Here is a 21,572-nt window from a genome sequence, read left to right as displayed (position 1 = left end):
TAATAAGAAAGGTGGCTATCCTTCAGGTAACGCGGTTGGGTGCTCCCTCCCGGCGCACAAAGCTACGGCTGCCTCAGGAGGGAGCAGCGCTGGCGGGAGCGTGCCCGCGCAAACCATTCCTTTTATTTGTCGCATGACAAGCACTTCCGTTTCCTCCCCTGTTTCGCGGCTGCGTTCCATCATCAGCGGTTCCATTGGCAACCTGGTGGAGTGGTACGACTGGTACGCGTACTCGGCATTTGCCCTGTATTTCGCCCCGGTATTTTTTCCCAAAGGCAGCGCCACGGCCCAGCTGCTGAACACGGCCGCCATCTTTGCGGTGGGCTTTCTGATGCGGCCACTCGGGGCATGGCTGCTCGGAGCCTACGCCGACCGGTACGGCCGCCGGGCGGCGCTGCTGCTATCGGTGCAGCTCATGGCCGGCGGCTCGCTGCTGATTGCGGCTACCCCGGGCTACGCCCGCATTGGGGTAGTGGCTCCGGCGCTGCTGCTGCTGGCCCGGCTGGTGCAGGGCATCAGCGTGGGCGGCGAGTATGGCACCTCGGCCACCTACCTGAGCGAGATGGCCGGGGCCCGGCACCGGGGCTTCTGGTCCAGCTTCCAATACCTCACGCTCATGGGCGGGCAGCTGCTTGCGCTGTTGGTGCAGCTGGGCCTGCAGCAGCTCCTCGCGCCCGCCGAGATGAGTGCATGGGGCTGGCGCGTGCCCTTCGTGATTGGGGCAGTGGCGGCGCTGGCGGCGCTCTACCTGCGCACCCACATGGCCGAAACGGCCGCTTTTGCGCAGCAGGAAGCCGCTGCCCCGGCGCGCCGCCAGCACGCGTCGCCCGGCCAGCTCCGGGTGCTGCTCCAACACCCCCGGGCCGTGCTCACGGTGGTGGGCCTCACGCTGGGCGGCACGCTGGCATTTTACACTTTTACCACCTACGCGCAGAAATTTCTGGTCAACACCGTCGGGTTCAGCAAGGAGCAGGCTACCCTGATTTCGTTTGGCGTGATGGCGGTGGCGCTGCTGTTTCAGCCGCTGCTGGGCGCTGTCTCTGATAGGGTTGGCCGGCGGCCGGTGCTGCTGTTATTTGGGGTGGGGGCCACGCTGGGCACGGTGCCGCTGCTGCGCCTGCTGGCGCACACGCACGATGCCCGGGCCGCCGCCGGCCTGCTCGTTGCGGCACTGTTCGTGGTCAGCGCCTACACGTCCATCAGCGCGGTGGTGAAGGCTGAATTATTTCCCACCGAAATCCGGGCGCTGGGCGTGGGGCTGCCGTATGCCCTCACGGTTGCCATTTTCGGCGGTACGGCCGAATACGTGGCGCTCTTTGCCAAGGAGCACGGCGTGGAGGAGTGGTACTACTGGTACGTGACGGCCTGCACGTTTCTCTCGCTGCTGGTGTACTGGCGCATGGGCGAAACGCGGGCCGAACAAGGCACCATGGCGGCCGACTAGCCCACTACTGCTGCTACATTACAGCGCGGGCAACCGCTTCCACTCGTGCGCTACATCGCGCATCAGTAGCGCATTATCGAACACAACTGAGCCCGCCGGAAAACGTGCAGTATCGGAGAAAAAGCTGGAGAAAACATGCTGCACAGCCAGCGGCGACACGCTCCACTGGCGGGTGCTTAATTCCACACCATCGAACCCGGGACCGCTGGCGCGGGGCGAGTACCCGGCTGCTCCCCGCCGAAAGAAGTCGGAGGCCTGTTGCCGGGTCCGGAACAGGCTAGTTGTGGGCCATTCCCTGGTTTCCTGTGCTTCCAGGGCCAGTTGGGTGCCATCGGCGCTTTGCAGAGAAATGGCATACCGCCCCGCTTCTTCCTTCACCGAAAACGTGCTGTGATAATGCAGGCCCAGCAGCCGGTTGCCAACAAGCGTGTTTATCGCCGACGACGTATCGCGCCGAGGAACGTAAACGCCGCTACGCAGCTGGCCGTCGGCCTCCCATTCCACCGCCATGCGGTGCGCGCCATTTTCCGAAGCCATGCCAAAAACGGCCGGCATCCCCTTGATGCGCTCGTGGCGCAGCCGAATCAGGCAGATGCCGACCAGGGCTGCGCCCTGCACCAGCTGCGCCCGGAACGGCTGCGGCAATAGCCGGTTTACCACGTCGGGAGCAGCGCGAAAATTCAGGAGAATCCGGCGGTCAATCAATCCGGTCAGGGCTGGGGTATGCATGGCGTAAAAAACGTAGCTTATGAGCAATGACGCACGGAGTGGTCAAATATTTCATAAGCTACGTTTTGCCGTTTTTACACACCCACGCCTTCTTCCAGCACGCTTTCTACCCAGCCCTTGCCCCAGTCTTCGAGCTCCTGGGCGCTCCAGAGCTGGGGGTAGAAAATGCGGCGCTGAAACTTGGGCGGCAGGTAGCTGCGCCAGTTGGTGCCGCCGGTGGCGGCCACGTCCACGGGGTTGCGCTGCAGGTAGCGCACCGCCGATTTGAAGTGCATCAGCGGCCAGTTCACGTTCACGCTGATGTCGAGCTGGCGCAGGGCGCGCAGCAGGCGGGGGTGGTGCTGGTCGGCTTCGGGCAGGCGCTGCACCACGGCCCACACGTTGCGCTGGTGGTAGGCTTCGGCGTGGCGCACGAGGTGGTCGGTGTACTTGCGCTCGAACTCGATGAGGGTGAGGGCCTTGGCCCCGCTGGCCTCCACGGTGGCGCCGGCTTTCCAATAGATGCAGCCCAGCAGCTGGTCGAAATCATGGGCATCGGCCTGGCCCAGGGCCTGGCGCTTGGCCTGGTCGGTGAGGTTTTCGAGGGCTGTGCTGGCAATCTCAATCATGCGGTACTGCACCGATTGAAAGCCCGAGGCCGGCATCAGGGCCATGCGGAAGTCGAGAAACTGCTGCTTGTCCATGCCGTCCACCATCACATCGAACGAGTCGATGAGGTTGTCGAAGTAGCGGTTGATGCGGCCGATGCGCAGCACGACTTCGCCCAGCGTGGGCTGGGCAAGGTTGCCAATCTGCTCGTACTCGCAGAGGCAGAGCTTGAAATACAGCTCCGAAATCTGGTGGTACATGATAAAAATCCGCTCATCGGGGATGTTGGTGAGCGGACGCTGGAGGGAGAGTAACGTATCTAACTCGATATAGTCCCAGTAGTTGATGTATTTGGCGTGGTACAGACCTTCGAGGTAGGCGGCGAGGTCCTGGCCGTCGGGGGCGTATTTTTCCTGAAGCCGGCGTAGCTGCGCCAGCACGGCGGGAGAAAATTCCTCCGGGGTGGGAGAGGCGGACATGTAAAAAGCGGTAAGGTGGGAGGGGAAATCGGCTGGGTGGGGCCGGGACAAATATCGTCAAAATACTGAGTTTTCAAGACGGCTTATTTACGCGGCTTGCCGAACAATTCGCAACCATTGCGGTTGCGCCGCATCTTTGTCCCTAAATCCAGGGCTAAAAGAAATGAGCCGGCCCGCCGCGCCCCCTACATTTAGCTTCTTAACCACCCGAGTGGTGCAACTAAATGGCCGAAAAATCCAGCATTTTTGATATGATTGGGCCCGTTATGATTGGGCCGAGCTCGTCGCACACGGCCGGGGTGGTGCGCATTGCGCGGGCCGCCATCCGCATTCTGGGGGGGCTGCCCACCGAGGCGGTGGTGACGTTCTACAACTCGTTTGCCCGTACCTACGAGGGCCACGGCTCCGACCGCGCCATTGTGGCCGGCCTGCTGGGCTACGCGCCCGACGATACCCGCATCCGCACGGCGTTTGAGCACGCCGAAGCGGCCGGACTCAGGTACACGTTCCAGAGCGTGGGCAATGCCTCCACCATGCACCCCAACACCATCAAGCTGAACCTGCTGGACGGGGCCACCGGCCACCGCGTGGAAGTAGTGGGCCAGAGCCGGGGCGGCGGCGTGATTCGCATTGTGGAGGTGGACGGCTTTCCGGCCGATTTTTCGGGCGCGCTGCACACGCTCATCATCGATGCCGACGACGTGCCGGGCTCCATTGCCTTCATTGCTTCCGTCATTGCCCACGACCAGTGCAATATTGCCACCATGTTTGTGAGCCGGAAGGGCCGCAACGATGCCGCCCGGCAGTTTATCGAGATGGACAGCCCCATCAAGGAAATAACACTGGCCTATCTGCGTCAGCTGAGCTGGGTGCAGCGCATCACCTACATTCCGACGCTGGAATAACGGCGGGTGTAATAAACGCGGTCCGAAATCGATTATGCTCCTACCAAGCCCCCCATCTTCTGCAAAATGAAAACACGCAATACCCTTGCTGCCGCCTCGCCGCGGGCCCTGGCGCTGGCCGGGCTGGGCCTGAACCTGCTGCTGGTGCCGGTGGCCCGTGGGCAGGCCCCGGCCGTGCCGGCCTCGCCGCCGGCCGCCGCGCTGGGCAGCCCGGCCCAGGCCGCCACCGGCCCCTGGACGCTGCAGCGCGCCGTGGACTACGCCCTGGAACACAACCTGGGCGTGCGCCAGAACCAGCTCACGGCCCAGAGCAACCAGCAGGTGCTGCGCCAGAGCCGCGCCGCGCTGCTGCCCACGGCCAACCTCAACGGCTCCCAGACCTGGCAGTACGGCACGAGCGTGAACCCGCTGACCTACGAGTACCAGAGCCAGACGGTGCGGGCCAATAACTTCTCGGCGGTGTCGCAGGTGACGCTGTTTCAGGGGTTTCAGCTGCGCAATACCATCCGGCGCAATGCCCTGGACTACGAGGCCAGCGTGCAGGACATTGCCAAGGCTCGAAACGACCTGAGCCTGAACGTGGCCTCGCAGTTTCTGCAGCTGATGCTGGCCCAGGAGCTGGTGCGCGCCAACCAGACCCGCGTGGCCAGCGACCAGGAGCAGATTACCCGCAGCAAAATCCTGCTCAAGGCCGGCAGCATTCCGGAAAGCACGCTGCTCGACAGCCAGTCGCAGCTGGCCACCGATGAGCTGAACGTGATAACCGCCCAGAACCAGGTGGACCTGGCCCGGCTGGCCCTCATGCAGCTGCTGAACCTTGACCCGGCCACGGCCAAAAGCTTCCAGATTGAGGTGCCGCCGCTGTCGGACCCCGACGAGGAAGCGCCCTACGCCCTCGACCTTGACCAGACTTACCAGACGGCCGCCGGCAACCTGCCCGAAATCAAAGCCGCTGAGCTGCGCGTGCAAAGCGCCCGCCGCAGCATCGACCTGACGCGGGGCGCGTACTACCCGCGCCTGTTTCTGGGCGGGCAGATTTTCACGGGCTTCTCGTCGTCGTCGGTGTCGCGGGTGCTCACGGGCACCTCGGCCGGCACGCCGTTTCCGCTGAATATTCTGGACGCGTCGGGCAACCCCGTGCCGGGTACCACGGGCTACACCGTGGTGCTGCCCGGCCAGCCCACCTACGACGTGCTGCCGGTGGGCTTCTTCAGCCAGCTGAATAACAACCTGGGCAAGTCGGTGCAGTTCAGCCTGTCGGTGCCCATTCTCAATGGCCTGCAGGTACGCACGGGCGTGCAACGGGCCATCATCAACGAGCAGGCGGCCAGCCTGCGTGCCGAGCAAACCCGCCTCACGCTGCGCCAGAGCATCGAGCAGGCCTCCGCCGATGCCCGGGCCGCCCAGCTGCAATACATTGCCAGCAAGCGGCAGGTGGCCGCCCTCACCCTCACGCAGCGCAACTCGGAAATCCGCTTCAACAACGGCCTGCTCAACGGCACCGAGTTCAACATTGCCAAAAACAACCTCGCCTTCGCCGAGTCGAACCGCATCCAGGCCAAGTACAGCTTTATTTTCCGCCGCAAAGTGCTGGAATTCTACCAGGGCAAGCCGCTCACGCTGTAATCAATGGGTGAATGAGGGAATGAGTGAATGGGTGAATGCTCAGGCACTGGTTCTCCTTCACCCATTCCCTCATACGCTCATTCATCCATTGATTAAATGAAAAACAACCGTTTACTGTACATTCTGATTGGCGTGGTGCTGGTGCTCATCGTGGGCTACACCGTGGCGAAGAAAAAAGGCTGGGTAGGCAAAGCGCCGGGCGTGGAAGTGCTGGCGGCCAAGGCCGGCCCGGCCAACATCGTGGAAAAAGTGAGCGCCTCGGGCAAGGTGCAGCCCGAAACGGAGGTAAAAATCTCGCCCGACGTGTCCGGCGAAATCATCGAGCTCTATGTGCAGGAAGGCGACTCGGTGCGCAAAGGCCAGCTGCTGCTGCGCATCCGGCCCGACAACTACCAGGCCCAGGTGAACATGCAGAGCGCCCAGGTGGGCACCCAGCGCGCCAACGTAGGCCAGGCCCAGGCCCGCCTCCAGCAGCTGCTGGCCTCGGCCCGGCAAACGGAGCTGACCTACCGCCGCAACGCCTCGCTGTATAAGCAAAAGGTGATTTCGCAGGCCGATTACGAAGCCAGCCAGGCGGCTTACAACGCCTCGCAGGAGGAAATCAACAGCGCCCGCCAGCAAATCCGGGCCTCGCAAAGCACGGTGAATGCTGCCTCGGCTTCGCTGGAAGAAGCCCGCAAAAACCTCAACAAAACCACCATCTACGCGCCGGTGAGCGGCACCGTGAGCAAGCTCAACGTGAAGAAGGGCGAGCGCGTGGTGGGCACCACCCAGATGGCCGGCACCGAAATCATGCGCATTGCCAACCTCAACAACATGGAGGTGCGCGTGAACGTGAACGAGAACGACGTGAACAACGTGAACATCGGCGACTCGGTGGACGTGGACGTGGACGCCTACAGCACCCGCAACGAGAAGTTCAAGGGCATCGTGACCAACATTGCCAACACGGCCAAGGATGCCCTCACGGCCGAGGCCGTGACCGAGTTCGAAGTCCGCATCCGGCTGCAGCCTGAAAGCTACCGGCACCTGCTGCGCACCGTGCGCGGCCAGACCATTGTGCCCTTCCGGCCGGGCATGACGGCCTCGGTGGACATCATTACGGACCGCAAATCGGGCGTGCTGAGCGTGCCGCTGGCCTCCGTGACCACCCGCTCCGACTCGGCCAGCACCAAGGAGGAGGGCAAGGGCGGCCCGCAGGTGCGCTCGAACCGGGGCAACGGCACGGCCACGGCCGTGGAGCCCGGCGCCGCGCCCAAGGCCGAGATTCAGGAAGTGGTGTTCGTGATAAAGGAGGGCAAAGCGGTGATGACGCCCGTAAAAACCGGCATCAGCGACTTCCAGAATATTGAGATTCTGAGCGGCGTGCAGGCCGGGCAGCAGGTGGTGAGCGGGCCGTTCCGGGCCGTGGCCAAAACCCTGAAAGATGGCTCGCTGGTCGATATCAAGGACGCGAAATCGCTGAATAAAGAAGCCCTGAAAGACGACCCCGAAGCGGGCAAATAAGCTCGTTGCCACCAGCTGACAGCAATTGGACGTCATGCTGAGCGCGGCCGAAGCAGCTCTGACACGTAAGTAATCCCATGGATTGGGGTTAGTATTGCGGCCGGGATGCTCCGACTACGCCCGGCATGACGTTCGGCTTTTCGGCGCTCCCGGCAATCATATTCTGCTCCCAAATTCCCACTTCCTTTGGAAAAAATAGCCATGCTCGGCGGCGGCTCCTGGGCCACCGCCCTCACCAAGATTCTCAGCGAAAACGGGGCCCGCATCGACTGGTGGCAGCGCTCGAAAGACGACGTGCAGCACCTGCTGCGCACCCGCCACAACCCGCGCTACCTCTCGGCCGTGCAGTTCGACCTGAACCAGGTATTCCCCACCACCGACCTGGAAGAAGCCATTGAGGAAGCCGACTGGCTGGTGCTGGCCGTGCCCGCTGCCTTCGTGCAGCCCGTGCTCGATAAGCTGGGCCGCGATGCGTTGAAGCACAAAAAGGTGATTTCGGCCATCAAGGGCATGATTCCGAGCAAAAACCAGCTCGTGACCGACTACGTGGCCGAGCGGTTCCGGCTGCCGCGCACGCGGCTGGGCGTGATTGCCGGGCCCTGCCACGCCGAGGAAGTGGCCCTCGAAAAACAGAGCTACCTCACCATCGGCTCGCCCGATGCGGCGCTGGCCCTGGACTTCTGCGAAATGCTGCGCAACCGCTACGTGCGCGCCCATCCGGCCCAGGATTTGGATGGCATCGAATACTGTGCGGTGATGAAAAACATCATTGCCCTGGCCGGCGGCATTGCCCACGGCGTGGGCTACGGTGACAACTTCCTGGCTGTGCTGGTGAGCAACGCGGTGCAGGAAATCCGGCGCTTCCTGCAGGCCATCAACCCGCAGCCGCGCGACTTGTCGGCCTCGGCCTACCTCGGCGATTTGCTGGTGACGGCTTACTCGCAGTTCTCGCGCAACCGCACGTTCGGCGGCATGGTGGGGCGCGGGTATTCGGTGAAATCGGCCCAGCTCGAAATGAACATGATTGCCGAAGGCTACTACGCCGTGAAGTCCATTCACGAGCTCAACAAGAAGCTGAAAGTGAACATGCCGATTACGGAAGCGACCTACAACATTCTCTACGAGCAGGTGCTGCCGACTACCGAAATGGAACTGCTGAAGGAGAAGCTGCGGTGAGCAACCTTAACCGAAACTCCCACTGGAAAGAATATCAAAATCGGTAGGGTTTACTGGGTCATAAACCAATAAAACTTTCTGCCCTTTTGAAAAGCGTGGAAAGGCAAAGGCCGTACCGTGCTTGTCCAGTGCTACAATGGTTTGTGCGTCCGCTGTTTGAAATTCGATTATAGGGCGTACAACAATAATTCTACCCCAACATATCTTATTCCGAATTACAGTTCCATACGTGCGAATGCCGCTGGCGGCCAGCTTATTTTTTCGTTTTGAATCCTGGTATATCGCCCATGCAAAGAGAGCTGCCACGCAAATGCCAACAACAATAAATTCGGTATCCATAAAGGCAAATAAATTGATTTTAGTCAGCGAAGGGGGGCAGAAAGTCGTTCCGTGTTATTAACATGTTGTGATTCAGGCAAACCTAGCTTTGTCTTTCTATAAGTTTCAGCAATTATTATCCAGTCCTGATGATATTAATTAACTGGCTCCCGCTCGCCTTGCTCACCGCCTTGTGTCTGGCGCTCTATAACTTCTTCATCAAGCTGGCTTCTGACCATGTGCCGCCCGCCGTGGGCGCGGTGATATTGCAGCTGGTGGCCGCTGCCCTGGGGGCCGTGTGGCTGCTGAAACTGAAGCTCGATGGCCAGCCGCTGCCCGTATCCGGCAAGGGCGTGGGGCTGGCGGCGCTGGCCGGGGTGGGCGTAGGGCTGGCCGAGATTCTGACGTTTGTGGTGTTTCAGCGCGGAGTGAATAGCTCGGTGGGCACGCCCGTGATTGTGGGCGGCTCGGTGCTGCTCACGGCGGTGCTGGGGCTGGTGCTGCTGCGCGAGGCCCTGACCCTGCCGCAAGTGGGCGGGCTGGTGCTGATTGTGGCCGGCATTGCGCTGCTGGCGCGGGGGCACTGAACTCACTTTCCGGCCAGGTACCAGTAGGCAGGGGCTGCGGAGGAGTCGGCAGGAGCGGTGATGCGGTAAATGTCCACTTCCTGGTTGTGGAAGGCGGGCGGGTAGGCGAAGCGCGGCTGGAAGTAGCCGCGCTTGTTGGGAAAGGCCACGGCGTAGGCGTAGGGGATGCCGGGCCGAGGCTCGGCATCGGCCTGCCAGGGCCAGGCTGGCCGCTCGGAGTGGAAATACAGGTCAAAATAAATGTAATGGGTCGGCTCCGGGGCCAGCACCATGCCATGCTTCTGGCGGGTGAGCCAGGCAAATGCCTCGTGGTAGGCTGCATTGTGCGCAAGGGGAACCCGGCCGTCGCGCCGTAGGCTGATGACCTGATAAGCCGACCACCCAAAGGCTGCCACAAGCAGCAGGGGCCGAACCAGGCGTTGCAAGCCGGTCCAGGGGGTTTGCAGCAGCCATTCGATGGCCAGTGCCAACAGCGTAAAAAAGAAAAATCCCTTGTAGAACATGGTCCGGTTGGGGGCCAGCACCCGTTGGGCCATCAGTAGGGCGTAGGGCGTGGCCAGAAACCACAAAGCGGGCAGGCCCAGCCGCCGCCAGATGGCCACCTGCGCCAATGGCGCGGGCGGCCATCTGGCGTACCAGAGCAGCCCCACGGCCGCGCCCAGCCCGGCCAGCACCAGCAGGCCGCCATAGGCTACCTGCCCGGCGATGGCCCCTTCAGTCTGCCAGACGTAGCGGGGAAGGCTCGCGAGAAAATCCCGTAGCGGCAGGGCCGCCACAAAGCCGTTCGCAAACAGCTTGGCAGGGCCCGAAATGAAGAGCAGGGGCGCATACAGCAGCAACGTGCCCGCGCCGATGATGCCGCCCGCCAGCACCAGCCGGACCAGGCCCCCGGTATCGCGGCGGCGCAGGTAGGCCAAGCCCAGCCATGAGAATGCCGAGCCCAGCACCAGCGCGAACGTGGGCACCGCGTATGCGCCCAATATGCTGCCCAGCACGAGTCCCCACCAGCTCCGCCGCGTATTTTCATGGGGCCGCTGGAGCGCCAGGCAACTGAAAAACACCACCCCCGCCAACGTGGTCAGCAGCCAGTAGCCCCGGCCCACCGCCGCGTGGTAGAGGCTGAGTTGACTCAGGCTAAACAGCCCGGTAGCCAGCAGTGCAGGCCGAAAAGTCACGTTTTCGCGCAGCAGCCCCACAAACAGCAGCCCCGTGCCCACCGTGGCCGTGAGCACCACCGGCAGGCGCATGGTCCACCAAAAACCGGGGTTTACCTGAAAAAACAGCCAACTAAGGGTGTTGCTCAACGCGTGGTTGTTGGGCAGCGGGTAATACGCACTGGCTGCAGCAATCCCTTGCTCGCAAACAGCGCGTACGAAGCGGCATCATCGTAGAGGGGGGTGATGCTTGGCAGGCTCAACAGCAGGCGGGTTGCGGTAAGCGCGGCCAACGCCGCCACTGCCACACGTTGCTGCACTGGGGCCAGCGTGCCAAGAGTAGCCGGCAAGGTGGCCCAGCGGCCGGTTCCCGCCCCGTGTGTGGCACGTTCAGCGGAATTGGTCTGCATTCTGGCCAGAATAATCCATCCGATTCCGCCAGCCGCCGCCACCAAGGCAAGACCTTGCTTCGCCAGCAGGAGCTCAGCGGGTGTGAAGACCCTGATTTTCCAGTGGTAAAATGGGAAAATAGTGTTGAGTTGCTGGGTTTCGTCCCAGGTGGCGCTGTGCAGCACTACGGCCGCATAGCCACCGCTGAGCGCCAGCACGGCACAGCCCAGCAGGGCAAAAAAAGATAACCGGGGAAAAGCGGATTTTGCGGGTATTGGCATGGTTTGCCCGGAAGTGAGCCGGTGGGTTTGGGGTTCGGCGCGCTAGCGGGGCTGCTCAGTGAGCTGGTAGATGGTCACCAGGTCGTCGTGGTAGCGGGCCTGGTAGCCCGGCGGCGGGGGCGGCAACTTCAGGTCTTCGGGCCGGCGGCCGATGACGAGGTAATCGAAGCCGCCCGCCATGGGTGCTGGGCGGCTCAGCAGCTGGTCGCGGCGGGCGGCGGGTTCCTGCTGCTCGTAGTGCGCAAAGAAAAGCTCGTGAAAGATGGCGTGCAGCCACACGCGGCGGGGCTGCCCCGCTGGCATTGGCTGCGCCCGCAGCCAGCGGTAGGCCGCTGCAATCTGATGGGTTTCATGACGCAGGATGCGGGCCTGCGCCCGGTTGTCATACAGCCGCCAGCCGCTGAGGCCGAGCACGGCCAGCAGCAGCAGCGGGCTCTGCCAGCGGGCTCGAATCAGCCTCCCGAACGGTAGTCGCTGCAGCCACAGCGCTGGCAGCAGATAGCCAAAATAAGTGAGGTAGAGCAGCACCCGCAGGGGCGCATACACGCGTTGCAGCATCATGAGCAAGAGCGGCAGCAGCAGCAGCAGCGCGGCCAGCTGGGCAGCCGCGTGTTGCGGTGCGGTTCGCCGCCTGCCCAGCAAAAAGTAGCTGACGATGCCGCCCGCGCCCGCCAGCGCCAGCCAGGCCGGCCCGCTCAGCCGCAGGCCGGGGCCAAACAGCGCCGCGCCGCTTTCGTAGAGAAACGCCCGGTAGGTGGGCCAGAACTGGGCGGGCGTTTTGGCCGCGATGTAGGGGTTGCTCAGCAGCCGGCTCCAGCCCGAAACCAGCCCCACCGGCGCATAGAGCAGGGCCGTGAGTACCCCAACAATCGTCGCGGCCAGCGCCAGCTGTGCCAGCGCAGCCCACCGCCGTTGCCACAGCAAGCCCGCCCCCAGCCCCAATCCCAGCGCCACCAGCGGATAAGCGTAGCTGGGTACCAGGTAGAGCCCGGCCACGCTGCCCGCTACCAATGCCGCGCAGCTCAGCAGCGGGTAGCGCGCCCTGCGTCGCAGCAGCTCCACCGCCGCGAAAAAGCCGATTTGCCCCAGGCACATCTGCAGAAAATAGCCCCGGCCCGCCATGGCATAAAACACCCACAGCGGCGCCAGGCCCGCCAGTCCGGTCACGGCCAGGGCCAGCCGGGCTCCGGCCAGCCGCGCCAGCAGCACATACGCCACCGCCGTGCCGCCCAGGCCCAGCACCAAGCCCGGCAGGCGCATGGCCAGCGTGGCCGGCAGCCCGGCCGCCGCCAGGGGCCAGGCCAGCAGGTTGTAGAGAATATGATTGTTCGGAATAGGGTAGAAGGTAGTGGTGACCAGGGCACCCCGGCTGGCAAAAAAGTCGTAGGAGCCCATCTCGTCGGTGCTGAGTGGGTAGCTCCACAGGTACCAAAGCCGGGCCGCTGCCAAGCCGCTCAGCAGCGCCAGTGCGCAGATGCGCTCGCCCGGCGGCAGCCGCCGCCACCAGCGGCGGCCGCGATTGAGTCCCAGCCGCGCTTCCCGGCAAAGCGCCCTCAAGGGATGCCGCCGGTGCAGCAGCCCCAGCCCAACCAGCCCGACCGCGCCGGCCCCGGCCAGCAGCATCCGCAGCCCGGCAAGCCCCGCCGGGGTCAGGGCCAGCGGCAGGGTTTTGAACTGAAATTCGTGGTACACCAGCCGTCCCAACGCCTGAACCTGCCCATAGCTGGCCGTGCCCACCACCACGCCCAGTCCCAGGGCTCCGGCTACCAGGCCGGCTGCGCCCAGCCACAGCAGCAAAGGCACGATGCGCGCCGGGGCCGCAGCGCCGGGCATCAGGAAGTGGCTTGTGGGGGCAGGGCTCCCAGCTTTTCCAGCTCGGCCCACACACGGTGCGTGGGCAGGCCCATCACCGTGAAGTAGGAGCCTTCGAGCCGCTCAATGCCCACCATGCCCAGCCAGTCCTGCGCCCCATAGGAGCCGGCCTTGTCGAAGGGCCTAGCGGTGGCGATGTAGTGGCTTATTTCGGCGGGGCTCAGGGCGCGGAAGTACACCGTGGTCTGGTCTGAAAACACTACCTGACGGCCATCGCCGGCGCGCAGGCACACGGCCGTGAACACGTCGTGGGCGCGGCCCTGCAAGCGCGTGAGCATGGCGGTGGCTTCGGCCACGTCGGCGGGCTTGTTCAGCACGTCGTCGTCGAGGCACACAATGGTATCGGCCGTGAGCACCAGCTCATCGGGAGCCAGGCCGGGGGCGTAGGCAGCGGCTTTGTGGGCGGCCAGGTATTCGGCCACTTCGGCCCGGCGCAGGTGGTCCGGAAAGTCTTCCTCCACTTCCAGCAGCCGGATTTCGTAGGGCAGGCCCAGCTCGGTCAGGAGCTGGCGGCGGCGGGGCGAGTTGGATGCTAAAATCAGTTTCACGCGGGCGGGGTATTCAGGAAAAAGTCGGCAAAGGCATTGCCGGCTTCTTCATCGGCAATGCTGGTGAAGAGAAAGCCGCCAATGGTTTTGGGGTAAAAAAACGTCGATTTCGGCGGCATTACGGCCCCGGAATGGCACACGGCCTCCACCTCGGCCATGCTCACCTCGTTCACGATGAAGGCGGCCCGGGCCTCGCCCCGGTCCACGCGCTGCAGGCACTCGGTGAAGTTGCGCACGTAGGCCACGCCCGGCCACGAGCGCTGCGCGTCGGCCCCCACAATGCCCAGCACTTTTTCGAAAACGAAGTAGTGCAGCACCGTCAGGTCCAGCGCCTTCACTTCCGCTGTGGTTGCCCAGTCAAGTTGCGCGTGCACTTCCGTCCGCAGCCGGATTTTGTAGGCCAGCCCGTTGAGGTAAAGCCCGAAGGCCCACTGCTTGCCCGCGATGATTTCGGGCAGGTCGCTGGCATCCTCCCGGGGCAACACCGTAAAATAAGGCTCCAGGCGGGCCAGCAGCTCGGTTTCGCTCAGGCCCGCCGGCAGCTCCAGCAGCAGGCGGTGGGTGGGCAGAATGCGCAGGTCGTCGGCCGCCGCGTTGGTGAGGTACATGAGGTGGTAGTTCCAGGGCTCGCGGCCGGTGGCGCGGCCTTCGGCGGCCACTTCGCGCGCCTGGCGGTAGGCCAGCGAGCCTTCGTAGCGGTGGTGGCCGTCGGCCAGAATCACCTGCCGGGCCGCCAGCACCTGCTGAAACCGCCGGATAAGGCCGGCATCCTGAATCACGGCCAGCACGTCGCGCGCGCCCTGGTAGTCCTCCTCCGTTTCGACCAGCGGCGAGCGCATGGCCTCGTCCAGGTAGCGTTCCAGCTCGAAGTCCTCGTCGCGGTACAGCCCGTGCGTGGCGCTGGTCTGAAACTGGGTGCGGGCCAGCAGCTCGGCCCGGTCGTTCACCGACGCGGGCAGCGTGTTCTCGTGGCGCAGCACCACGTCCTCGTCCCAGTCGTAGGCCCGGATGTGGCACATAAAGCCCTTGCGGCAATACTCGCGGGCGCTGCCCGGCAGCCGGAAATACTGGTAGTACGCGTAGATGCCCGGCAGCTCGTCCTGGCGCAGCACGCCATCGGCCTCCCATTGGCGCAGGCGCTCCAGAGCGGCGGCGGCCGGGTCGTCGGCCCGGGGCACCGACAGGTGAATGGAGTTGAGCGGATTGCGATACAGCGCCTCCCGCTGCCGGGCCGACACCACGTCGAACAGCGGCGACACATACGCGTCGATGTTGGCGCTCAGGGCCGGGTTGTAGCGCCAGCCGCGCACGGGTTGAATCTCAGCCAAAACCTTTTTTTGAATGAAGAATGAAACGCTTCGCTGAATGAGGAATGAAGAATTATAGCGTATGAATCAGGCGAAGCAATTCTTCATTCCTCATTCCTCATTAAATACATTAGGGTGCCAGGCGGCTGCGCTGCCAGGTGCTGCCATCGTGTTCATAGACAATGCGGTCGTGGAGGCGGCTGGGGCGGCCCTGCCAGAACTCTACCCGCGTGGGCCGCAGAATGTAGCCGCCCCAGTGGGCCGGGCGGGGCAGCGGGTCCTGGCCTTCGAATTCGGCTTCCACGGCCTGTTCGCGGGCTTCGAGCTCCTCCCGGCTGTCGATGCGCTGGCTCTGCGGCGAGGCCCAGGCCCCCAGCTGACTGCTACGCGGCCGGCTCTGGAAATATTCGGTGGAAAGCGCTTCCGGAGCTTTTTCCACGCGGCCTTCCACGCGCACCTGCCGCTCCAGCGCGGGCCAGAAAAAGTTGAGCGCCGCCAACGGCTGCCGGGCCAGCTCCCGGCCCTTCTGCGAGTCGTAGTTGGTATAGAACAGAAAGCCGGCATCATCGGGCAGGCCTTTCAGCAGCACCACGCGCGACGAGGGCTGGCCGCTGGCCGCCACCGTGCTCAGAGTCAGGGCAGTGGGTTCTTCTACTTTGGCTGCCAGGGCCTCGTCCAGCCACACCCGAAACTGGGCCACCGCATCGGGCAGCACATCGGCTTCGGATAGCGTGCGCTGGGCATAGGTCTGGCGCAGGTCGGCGAGGTGCGGGTCGGTCATCAGGAGGAATAGTTGAGGGTTGCGTGATGGGGTGGCCGGCTCCGGACGCGGGCAGCCTTAGCCGGCAGGCCACCGGAACAATTTTGCGCGGGCATTAGTCTTTATAATCCGGTTTTGCGGGTAATGCCGCATTCGCGCCGCAAGGTAATACACCTTGAAACGGCGGTCAGGCTTCCTCGGCTCCGCACCCGCGCGGGAGTGTTCCGACCAAACCTCAACCTTCAACCCTCAACCCTGCCCATGCGTCCTGGTACCCTGCTCATCTCCAAGCCCTTTCTCGGCGACCCCAACTTCGAGCGCAGCGTGGTGCTGCTCTGCCGCGACGAACCTGCCGACGGCTCTTTCGGCCTCGTGCTCAACCGCCTTACCAACCTGGTGCTCGACGACGTGCTCGACCTGCCGCCCCAGGCCGGGGCCGCCGCCCAGCTGCCCATCTACGTGGGCGGCCCCGTCGAGCCCGATACCCTGCATTTCCTGCACCGCCGCGCCGACCTGCCCGGGGCCACCGACCTGGGCCAGGACGTGTACTGGGGCGGCGACTTTGAGGTGCTGCTCGGCCTCATCGGCAGCGGGGCCGTTCCGCCCGCCGACGTGCGCTTGTTTGCCGGGTATTCGGGGTGGTCGCAGGGCCAGCTGGCGGGCGAAATGCAGGGGCAGAGTTGGATACGACACCCCGCAAGCGCCGGGAAAGTGTTTACTTTGGCATCTGATGCTTTCTGGCGGGACATTCTGCGGGAAAAAGGCGGCCGTTTTAAGGTGCTGGCCAATTATCCGGTGGACCCCAGCCTGAATTAATGTGGCCTCCGGGCCGGGTTTTTCGTTTCTTTACACACTTTTTTGCGCGCTCCTCTGACCTTACCCAAACGGTCGGCTTTTACGAAGATTTATGGCTGCTGAAGAAAACCCCACCGCCCCGCTCGCCGGCGGCACCGACCCGTCTGCCGAAGACCGGATGACCATTTTGCAACGCCGCCTCGCCGAGATTCAAAGCCGGTCGGGGCAGCCTGCCCCTGCGGCGGCCGAGCCCGTGGCTCCCGCTACCACGCCCACGCCGAACGCGGCCGGCGAAAGCCAGGTTGAGCTGCCCGCGCAGGGCACGCCCGCCCTGCCCACCGGCCAGCCCGAAGGGGCCGGCACCGCCGAGGCCCCGGCCGAAGCCGTTATTGCCACCGACCTGGGCAGCACCGCGCCCGATGCCGGCACGCCCGAAGCCGCCGCCGCCGCCCAAACCGCCCAGCACGTGCCCGATTCCGTGACGGTGGACGGCACCGATGTTTCGGCCCCGGCCGCCCGCGCCATTGCCCACTACGGTAGCGATGCCGTAGCGCCCAACCCCGATGCGCTGCCCGCCGCCGAGCACATCGACAGCGCCACGCCCGCGCCCATTGCCGACCCCGAAACCCAGCGCGACGCCAACGCGGCTGCCACCGTGGAAGACCAGGTGGCCCTGCCCGAAGTGGCCCTGCACAGCGCCAGCGAGCTGGAAACGGCCTCGGAGGAAGTTGCCTCGCTGCCCACTTCCTCCGATACGCCCCTCAATGCCGCGCCCGCCGATGCGGCGGCCATTGCAGCCGGCGAGGAGCCAACCGGTGTCGAGGAAACCGGCGTTGCGCACATTTCGGAAGCCCCGGCCCCCGATTTTACTTCGCTCGACTTGCCCGCCCAGGCAAGCTACCTGGTAGGCCTGCTGCGCAGCCCCAACGCTCGCCAGAACCGCAAGCAGATTCAGGACCTCACCCGCCAGTACGAAGCCAACGTGGGCCTGGCCCGCACGGCCGCCCGCGAGAAATTTGCCGCTGGTGGCGAAGGTGCCGAAGCCTTCGCCTTCCAGCAGCCCGAAGGCCAGCAGGAGCTGAACAAAGCCCTGCAGGAATTCCGCGAAAGCCGCGTGAAGGATGCCAGGGCCGAAGATGCCAGCCGTGCCGATAACCTCACGAAGAAAAAAGCCCTGCTCGACCAGCTCCGCAGCCTTGTGGAGGCGGCCGAAACCAAAGACAGTTCGGCCAGGCTCAAGGCGCTGCAGGCCGAGTGGAAGGCCACCGGGGCCGTACCGCAGTCCGACAGCCAGAGCATCTGGGATACTTACCACGGCCTGCTCGACATCTATTACAGCAAGCAGGGCCAGTTCCTGCAGATGAAGGACCTGGACCGCCGGCGCAACCTGGAGGCCAAAGAAGCCCTCATCAAGCGCGCCGAAGGCCTGGCCGATGCCCCGGGCATCAACAAGGCCCTCGATGAGCTGACCAAGCTGCACGAGGACTGGAAGAACATCGGCCCCGTGCCCAACGACCAGCGTGAGCCCCTGTGGCAGCGGTTCATCGCGGCTTCCGACGTGCTGCACCAGCGCCGCAAGGAGTTCGTGGACCAGCGCTCGACGGTGGAAAAGGCCAACCTTGTGGTGAAGCAGGCCCTGCTGGAGCGCGTGCTGCCTTTCGCCACCTTCGATACCGACCGCGTGAACCTGTGGCGCTCGAAAACCGACGAGCTGCAGGAAATCAAAGCCGAATGGGAAGCGGCCGGCCTCGTGCCCCGCGCCCAGGCCGATGCTCTCAACAAGCAATACTGGGCGGCCTACAAGGCGTTCTTCAACCGCAAGAACGATTTCTTCAAGTCGCTCGACAACGAGAAGTCGGCCAACGTGAAAGCCAAGCAGGCGCTCATCGACCAGGCCGAGGAAGCCCAGAACAACCCCGACCACGACGCCGCCCGTCAGGTCATCATTCGGGTGCAGAAGGAATGGAAGGAAGTGGGCCGCGTGCCCGATAAGCTGGCCGACAAGCTCTGGCACCGCTTCCGCGCCGCCTGCGACGCCGTGTTTGAGCGTCCGAAGCAGGAATTCCGCCAGCGCGAGGAAAAAGTGCAGCAGGCCTCAACCGAGCAGGTCGCCCACCTCGACAAAGTGGCCGAGCAGGTGAACGCCCTTTCGGCCGATGCCCCCGGCTCGCTGGAAGGCTTCCGCGAAATTCTGGCCGGCTGGGCCACCGAGTTCGATGCTACCGATGCGGAGCCCGGCCGTGGCACTTCCGACCGCAGCGAAGAGCAGTTGCTGGCGTTGCTGGGCAAGTACCTCGACCACGTGCCCGGCCTTGGCTACGCCGACCGCGCCGAGCTGCTGTTCCAGACCGAAGTGGCCCGCCTCAAGGCGCGTCCGCACGCCCAGCAGCAGCTGGCCCGCAAGGAAATGACGCTGCGTAAGGAAATCAACGAGCTGGAAAACGACGCGGCCACGCTGCAAACCAACCTCGATTTCTTCGCCCGCTCCAAGAATGCCGCCCAGCTTCGCGAGGAGTATCAGGGCCGCATCGCCGAAGGCCAGAAGCGCATCGATGCGCTGAAAAAACAGCTCAAAACGATTCGCAGCTAAGGCGCATCAGCTTGATAATCCGCTAAAAAGGCCCGCCATCCACGATGGCGGACCTTTTTTCTTGCTAAAAAAAGCCTGCGAAAGCTGGCGAAAGTCGCCCGTCTGCGTACTTTTGCAGCACCAACCCGCCGCCTTAGCTCAGTTGGTAGAGCTTCTGACTTGTAATCAGAGGGTCGTTGGTTCGAGTCCGACAGGCGGCTCCAGGTAGTCGAGCCCCGTGTAAGCCAGGAGTTTACACGGGGCTTTTTGCTGCATTTGCGTGAACGTTAGCGGTGCATGTGCTGCCACAGGCCCCAGACCAGGCCCAGTGCCGCAACGATGGTCATCAGCACATACACCACGCGGTTTTGGCGGGGTTGAATCTCATTCTGCTTCATGGGTGATGGCGGTTGGCAAATGCCTGCAACGCGTGGCGGCGGTTGGCCGTTGCCGAATCCGCATTACCAAATGGTGAAGCCTTTACTTCGGCCGCCAGGTGAAGCACAGGCCCGCACCTCCCGCCGGGCTCCACGTGGGCAGAAAGCTGGTGTCGCCCACGCCCCGGCCGGTGGGCTTGTGGCCCCAGCGGTTGCGGTGGGTGAGGTAGGCCAGGTGCGCCGACATGATGCCAAAGCCCGCGCCGGCCACCACGTCGGATTCCCAGTGCTTGTTGTTTATCATGCGAAACGCGGCCACGCTGGTGGCCAGCGTGTAGGCCCCGATGCCGTACCACTGGCTTTTGTCCCGAAACTCGGTGTGCACAATGCTGGCGGCCAGAAACGCCTGCGCCGTGTGGCCCGATGGAAACGAGAGGTTATCGGAGCCGTCGGGCCGCTCCACGCCGGCGAGTGTCTTCACTACGTACACCGACGAGAGCATTATCAGCTCACTTTTCACAATCACCAGTCCCAGGTTCAGGCGGTCGTTGTGCGACTCGACGCCGGCCAGCAGCACCACCGGAATTTCCAGGTAGGGCGACCATTGCAGGAAATCGTCGATGTGGTTGCGGTAGTCGCCGAACGCCCGGCGAATGTCCCGCTTGGCATCGTACGAGCTGTAGAAACCGTTGCCGTTGATGGTGCTGGCTCCGTAGCCAATGAGCAGGGCCGGCACGATGCTGGCCCGAAAGCCCTTGCTCTTAAAAAACGGCTTTTTCACGGCTGCGGGCTGTCCGCCGGGGTCTTCATACTTGTGTGTGGTATCGGCTGGGGCGGCGGGTATCTGGGCGTGGGCCAGCTGCGGAGCGGCGGCCAGCGCAGCCAGCAGCGCAGTGGTCACGAAAGAGCGGGAGCGCATCATGGGAGTAATCGACTGATAGGGCTGCGAAGAAACAGCGGCCAGCGTGAAGTGCTGGTGTTGTTGAGGGTTTCGGCGCATTGTTTTGCTGTCCGAAGGTGCCACGGCATTCTGGTTTCTTTTGGGTTTTTGGAGGCGCGGGTCCGGTTTGTGCGCGCCGGGCCCGGTCCGGGGACTGTACTTTTGCGCCAGTTCCACGTTTTTTACCTAATCAAAGTCTGTTGCATGTACAACCACGTCATCGAAGCCACCGCCCGCTATATCGAACAGAAATTTGCCGGCGAAGGCAGTGGGCACGATTGGGCGCACATTCGGCGGGTGTGGCTCATGGCCCGCCGGCTGGCCGCCGCCCAGCCCGGAGCCGACCCGACGGTGACCGAGCTGGCTGCGCTGCTGCACGACATTGCCGACTGGAAATTTCACGGCGGCGACTACGAAGCGGGTCCGCGTGCCGCCCGCGCCTGGCTGCAAAGCCAGGACCTGCCCGAGCCGCTGATTGCGCGCATCGAAACCATTATCCGCGAAGTCTCTTTCAAAGGCCTGGGCGTTGCCACCCCCGTCACCTCTCCTGAAGCGGCCGTGGTGCAGGATGCCGACCGGCTCGATGCCATCGGGGCCATTGGGATTGCGCGGGCTTTTGCCTACGGCGGCCACGCCGGCCGGCCGCTACACGACCCTGCCATTGCTCCGGTGGTGCACGAGAGCTTTGCCAGCTACCAGAAAAACGTCGCGCCCACGCTCAATCACTTCTACGAAAAGCTGCTGCACCTCAAGGACCGGCTCAATACCGACGCCGGCCGGGCCGTGGCGCAGGAGCGACACGCCTTTATGGAAACCTACGTGGCCCGCTTCCTGGCCGAGTGGGACGGCGTGGACTGACCGGCAGGGGAGGACCTGAATACATTACTACTGCCCGGGTTTTGGGGTTTCCGTCGCCCGGCCCGCTACCTTTGCGCCATGAAACTGTTTCGCCGCCTGGCTTTTCTGCTGCTGCCGCTGTTGGCGGTGGCTGGTTGCCGCACCTGCCCCATCGAGAGCTGCCACGTGCGCAAGGTGCACCTGCACAGTGGCGTGAAATACCGTGGCCAGCCGCTCTGGAAAAAACAGAACCCTGCCATTGGCGAAAAAATCAAGATTACCAGCGACAAGCAGGGGCCGCACGCCAACGACAAGAGCAAGCCCCTGAAGTAGCAGCGGCGACCCCAGCGGCAGCACGGCACTTGTTGAATTTAGCCCGGTAGC

20 protein-coding genes and 1 tRNA gene are annotated in these 21,572 nt (G+C 63.8%); 11 read left to right on the top strand and 10 right to left on the bottom strand.

Annotated elements, in window-relative coordinates; genetic code table 11:
- Window positions 1-133: 133 nt before the first annotated feature.
- Window positions 134-1,444: an MFS transporter gene (locus ACYVHT_RS15215; RefSeq protein WP_460553483.1), complete on the top strand. Its 1,311-nt coding sequence runs from the start codon at window positions 134-136 to the stop codon at window positions 1,442-1,444.
- An 18-nt stretch (window positions 1,445-1,462) separates the two neighbouring features.
- On the opposite strand, the gene ACYVHT_RS15210 is transcribed toward ACYVHT_RS15215, so the two are convergent.
- Window positions 1,463-2,173, bottom strand: a complete 711-nt coding sequence (locus ACYVHT_RS15210) for a DUF2071 domain-containing protein (protein WP_460553480.1) — start codon at window positions 2,171-2,173, stop codon at window positions 1,463-1,465.
- Between the two features lie 74 nt (window positions 2,174-2,247).
- Window positions 2,248-3,240, bottom strand: a complete 993-nt coding sequence (locus tag ACYVHT_RS15205) for a tryptophan 2,3-dioxygenase (protein ID WP_460553477.1) — start codon at window positions 3,238-3,240, stop codon at window positions 2,248-2,250.
- A 224-nt stretch (window positions 3,241-3,464) separates the two neighbouring features.
- On the opposite strand from ACYVHT_RS15205, the gene sdaAB reads away from it, so the two are divergent.
- From sdaAB to ACYVHT_RS15185, 4 genes are all read left to right on the top strand, one after another.
- Window positions 3,465-4,145: an L-serine ammonia-lyase, iron-sulfur-dependent subunit beta gene (sdaAB, locus tag ACYVHT_RS15200; protein ID WP_460553475.1), complete on the top strand. Its 681-nt coding sequence runs from the start codon at window positions 3,465-3,467 to the stop codon at window positions 4,143-4,145.
- A gap of 66 nt (window positions 4,146-4,211) precedes the next feature.
- Window positions 4,212-5,771 (top strand): TolC family protein, encoded by a 1,560-nt coding sequence (locus ACYVHT_RS15195; RefSeq protein WP_460553472.1) that lies wholly within the window; start codon window positions 4,212-4,214, stop codon window positions 5,769-5,771.
- 96 nt (window positions 5,772-5,867) lie between these two features.
- Window positions 5,868-7,277, top strand: coding sequence for an efflux RND transporter periplasmic adaptor subunit (locus ACYVHT_RS15190; RefSeq protein WP_460553469.1), 1,410 nt, complete (start codon window positions 5,868-5,870; stop codon window positions 7,275-7,277).
- 186 nt (window positions 7,278-7,463) lie between these two features.
- Complete coding sequence (locus tag ACYVHT_RS15185; RefSeq protein ID WP_460553466.1) at window positions 7,464-8,453, top strand: NAD(P)H-dependent glycerol-3-phosphate dehydrogenase; 990 nt, start codon at window positions 7,464-7,466, stop codon at window positions 8,451-8,453.
- A gap of 6 nt (window positions 8,454-8,459) precedes the next feature.
- On the opposite strand, the gene ACYVHT_RS15180 is transcribed toward ACYVHT_RS15185, so the two are convergent.
- Entirely contained in the window at window positions 8,460-8,792 is a 333-nt protein-coding gene (locus ACYVHT_RS15180; protein WP_460553463.1) for a DUF3592 domain-containing protein, read from the bottom strand.
- Between the two features lie 128 nt (window positions 8,793-8,920).
- Here ACYVHT_RS15180 and ACYVHT_RS15175 point away from each other — a divergent pair, with 128 nt between their 5' ends.
- On the top strand, window positions 8,921-9,358 hold the full coding sequence (locus tag ACYVHT_RS15175; RefSeq protein ID WP_460553460.1) for an EamA family transporter: 438 nt from the start codon (window positions 8,921-8,923) through the stop codon (window positions 9,356-9,358).
- A gap of 2 nt (window positions 9,359-9,360) precedes the next feature.
- Here ACYVHT_RS15175 and ACYVHT_RS15170 read toward each other — a convergent pair whose 3' ends face one another.
- The 6 genes from ACYVHT_RS15170 to pdxH form a co-directional block, all read right to left on the bottom strand.
- A complete protein-coding gene (locus tag ACYVHT_RS15170; protein ID WP_460553457.1) occupies window positions 9,361-10,662 on the bottom strand; it encodes a hypothetical protein in 1,302 nt (433 codons plus the stop codon).
- The gene (locus tag ACYVHT_RS15165) at window positions 10,659-11,183 is read right to left on the bottom strand and encodes a hypothetical protein (RefSeq protein ID WP_460553454.1); all 525 of its coding nucleotides are present in this window, start codon (window positions 11,181-11,183) and stop codon (window positions 10,659-10,661) included. The genes ACYVHT_RS15170 and ACYVHT_RS15165 overlap by 4 nt, the downstream gene beginning before the upstream one ends.
- 42 nt (window positions 11,184-11,225) lie before the next feature.
- Entirely contained in the window at window positions 11,226-13,016 is a 1,791-nt protein-coding gene (locus ACYVHT_RS15160) for a hypothetical protein (protein ID WP_460553452.1), read from the bottom strand.
- Window positions 13,016-13,603, bottom strand: coding sequence for a Maf family protein (locus ACYVHT_RS15155; RefSeq protein ID WP_460553449.1), 588 nt, complete (start codon window positions 13,601-13,603; stop codon window positions 13,016-13,018). The genes ACYVHT_RS15160 and ACYVHT_RS15155 overlap by 1 nt, the downstream gene beginning before the upstream one ends.
- The gene (locus ACYVHT_RS15150) at window positions 13,600-14,931 is read right to left on the bottom strand and encodes a DUF1015 domain-containing protein (protein WP_460553446.1); all 1,332 of its coding nucleotides are present in this window, start codon (window positions 14,929-14,931) and stop codon (window positions 13,600-13,602) included. Before ACYVHT_RS15150 ends, ACYVHT_RS15155 begins: the two co-directional genes overlap by 4 nt.
- Window positions 14,932-15,040: 109 nt before the next feature.
- Window positions 15,041-15,691 (bottom strand): pyridoxine/pyridoxamine 5'-phosphate oxidase, encoded by a 651-nt coding sequence (gene pdxH, locus ACYVHT_RS15145; RefSeq protein ID WP_460553443.1) that lies wholly within the window; start codon window positions 15,689-15,691, stop codon window positions 15,041-15,043.
- Between the two features lie 240 nt (window positions 15,692-15,931).
- On the opposite strand from pdxH, the gene ACYVHT_RS15140 reads away from it, so the two are divergent.
- From ACYVHT_RS15140 to ACYVHT_RS15130, 3 genes are all read left to right on the top strand, one after another.
- Window positions 15,932-16,486, top strand: coding sequence for a YqgE/AlgH family protein (locus ACYVHT_RS15140; RefSeq protein ID WP_460553441.1), 555 nt, complete (start codon window positions 15,932-15,934; stop codon window positions 16,484-16,486).
- 91 nt (window positions 16,487-16,577) lie between these two features.
- Window positions 16,578-19,055, top strand: a complete 2,478-nt coding sequence (locus ACYVHT_RS15135) for a DUF349 domain-containing protein (RefSeq protein WP_460553439.1) — start codon at window positions 16,578-16,580, stop codon at window positions 19,053-19,055.
- A gap of 127 nt (window positions 19,056-19,182) precedes the next feature.
- A tRNA-Thr gene (locus ACYVHT_RS15130) sits at window positions 19,183-19,258 on the top strand.
- Between the two features lie 256 nt (window positions 19,259-19,514).
- Here the strand turns inward: ACYVHT_RS15130 and ACYVHT_RS15125 are convergent.
- Complete coding sequence (locus ACYVHT_RS15125; RefSeq protein ID WP_460553436.1) at window positions 19,515-20,411, bottom strand: phosphatase PAP2 family protein; 897 nt, start codon at window positions 20,409-20,411, stop codon at window positions 19,515-19,517.
- Window positions 20,412-20,555: 144 nt separating this feature from the next.
- Between ACYVHT_RS15125 and ACYVHT_RS15120 the strand changes: the two genes are divergently transcribed.
- Complete coding sequence (locus ACYVHT_RS15120; protein ID WP_460553433.1) at window positions 20,556-21,209, top strand: HD domain-containing protein; 654 nt, start codon at window positions 20,556-20,558, stop codon at window positions 21,207-21,209.
- Window positions 21,210-21,287: 78 nt separating this feature from the next.
- Window positions 21,288-21,521 carry a hypothetical protein gene (locus ACYVHT_RS15115; protein WP_460553430.1) on the top strand — a complete coding sequence of 78 codons (234 nt, stop codon included), beginning with the start codon at window positions 21,288-21,290 and terminating at the stop codon, window positions 21,519-21,521.
- The last annotated feature ends 51 nt before the right edge of the window (window positions 21,522-21,572 follow it).

Source organism: Hymenobacter daeguensis, from assembly GCF_054780555.1.
The sequence above is the reverse complement of the archived record's forward strand: the minus strand, read 5'-3'. Positions and strand labels throughout refer to the sequence as shown.

Bases quoted from the DNA above. Each gene is read 5' to 3' on its own strand.
- ACYVHT_RS15215 (WP_460553483.1), top strand. From the start codon at position 134: ATGACAAGCACTTCCGTTTCCTCCCCTGTTTCGCGGCTGCGTTCCATC.
- ACYVHT_RS15210 (WP_460553480.1), bottom strand. From the start codon at position 2,173: ATGCATACCCCAGCCCTGACCGGATTGATTGACCGCCGGATTCTCCTG.
- ACYVHT_RS15205 (WP_460553477.1), bottom strand. From the start codon at position 3,240: ATGTCCGCCTCTCCCACCCCGGAGGAATTTTCTCCCGCCGTGCTGGCG.
- sdaAB (WP_460553475.1), top strand. From the start codon at position 3,465: ATGGCCGAAAAATCCAGCATTTTTGATATGATTGGGCCCGTTATGATT.
- ACYVHT_RS15195 (WP_460553472.1), top strand. From the start codon at position 4,212: ATGAAAACACGCAATACCCTTGCTGCCGCCTCGCCGCGGGCCCTGGCG.
- ACYVHT_RS15190 (WP_460553469.1), top strand. From the start codon at position 5,868: ATGAAAAACAACCGTTTACTGTACATTCTGATTGGCGTGGTGCTGGTG.
- ACYVHT_RS15180 (WP_460553463.1), bottom strand. From the start codon at position 8,792: ATGGATACCGAATTTATTGTTGTTGGCATTTGCGTGGCAGCTCTCTTT.
- ACYVHT_RS15175 (WP_460553460.1), top strand. From the start codon at position 8,921: ATGATATTAATTAACTGGCTCCCGCTCGCCTTGCTCACCGCCTTGTGT.
- ACYVHT_RS15165 (WP_460553454.1), bottom strand. From the start codon at position 11,183: ATGCCAATACCCGCAAAATCCGCTTTTCCCCGGTTATCTTTTTTTGCC.
- ACYVHT_RS15160 (WP_460553452.1), bottom strand. From the start codon at position 13,016: ATGCCCGGCGCTGCGGCCCCGGCGCGCATCGTGCCTTTGCTGCTGTGG.
- pdxH (WP_460553443.1), bottom strand. From the start codon at position 15,691: ATGACCGACCCGCACCTCGCCGACCTGCGCCAGACCTATGCCCAGCGC.
- ACYVHT_RS15140 (WP_460553441.1), top strand. From the start codon at position 15,932: ATGCGTCCTGGTACCCTGCTCATCTCCAAGCCCTTTCTCGGCGACCCC.
- ACYVHT_RS15135 (WP_460553439.1), top strand. From the start codon at position 16,578: ATGGCTGCTGAAGAAAACCCCACCGCCCCGCTCGCCGGCGGCACCGAC.
- ACYVHT_RS15125 (WP_460553436.1), bottom strand. From the start codon at position 20,411: ATGCGCCGAAACCCTCAACAACACCAGCACTTCACGCTGGCCGCTGTT.
- ACYVHT_RS15120 (WP_460553433.1), top strand. From the start codon at position 20,556: ATGTACAACCACGTCATCGAAGCCACCGCCCGCTATATCGAACAGAAA.
- ACYVHT_RS15115 (WP_460553430.1), top strand. From the start codon at position 21,288: ATGAAACTGTTTCGCCGCCTGGCTTTTCTGCTGCTGCCGCTGTTGGCG.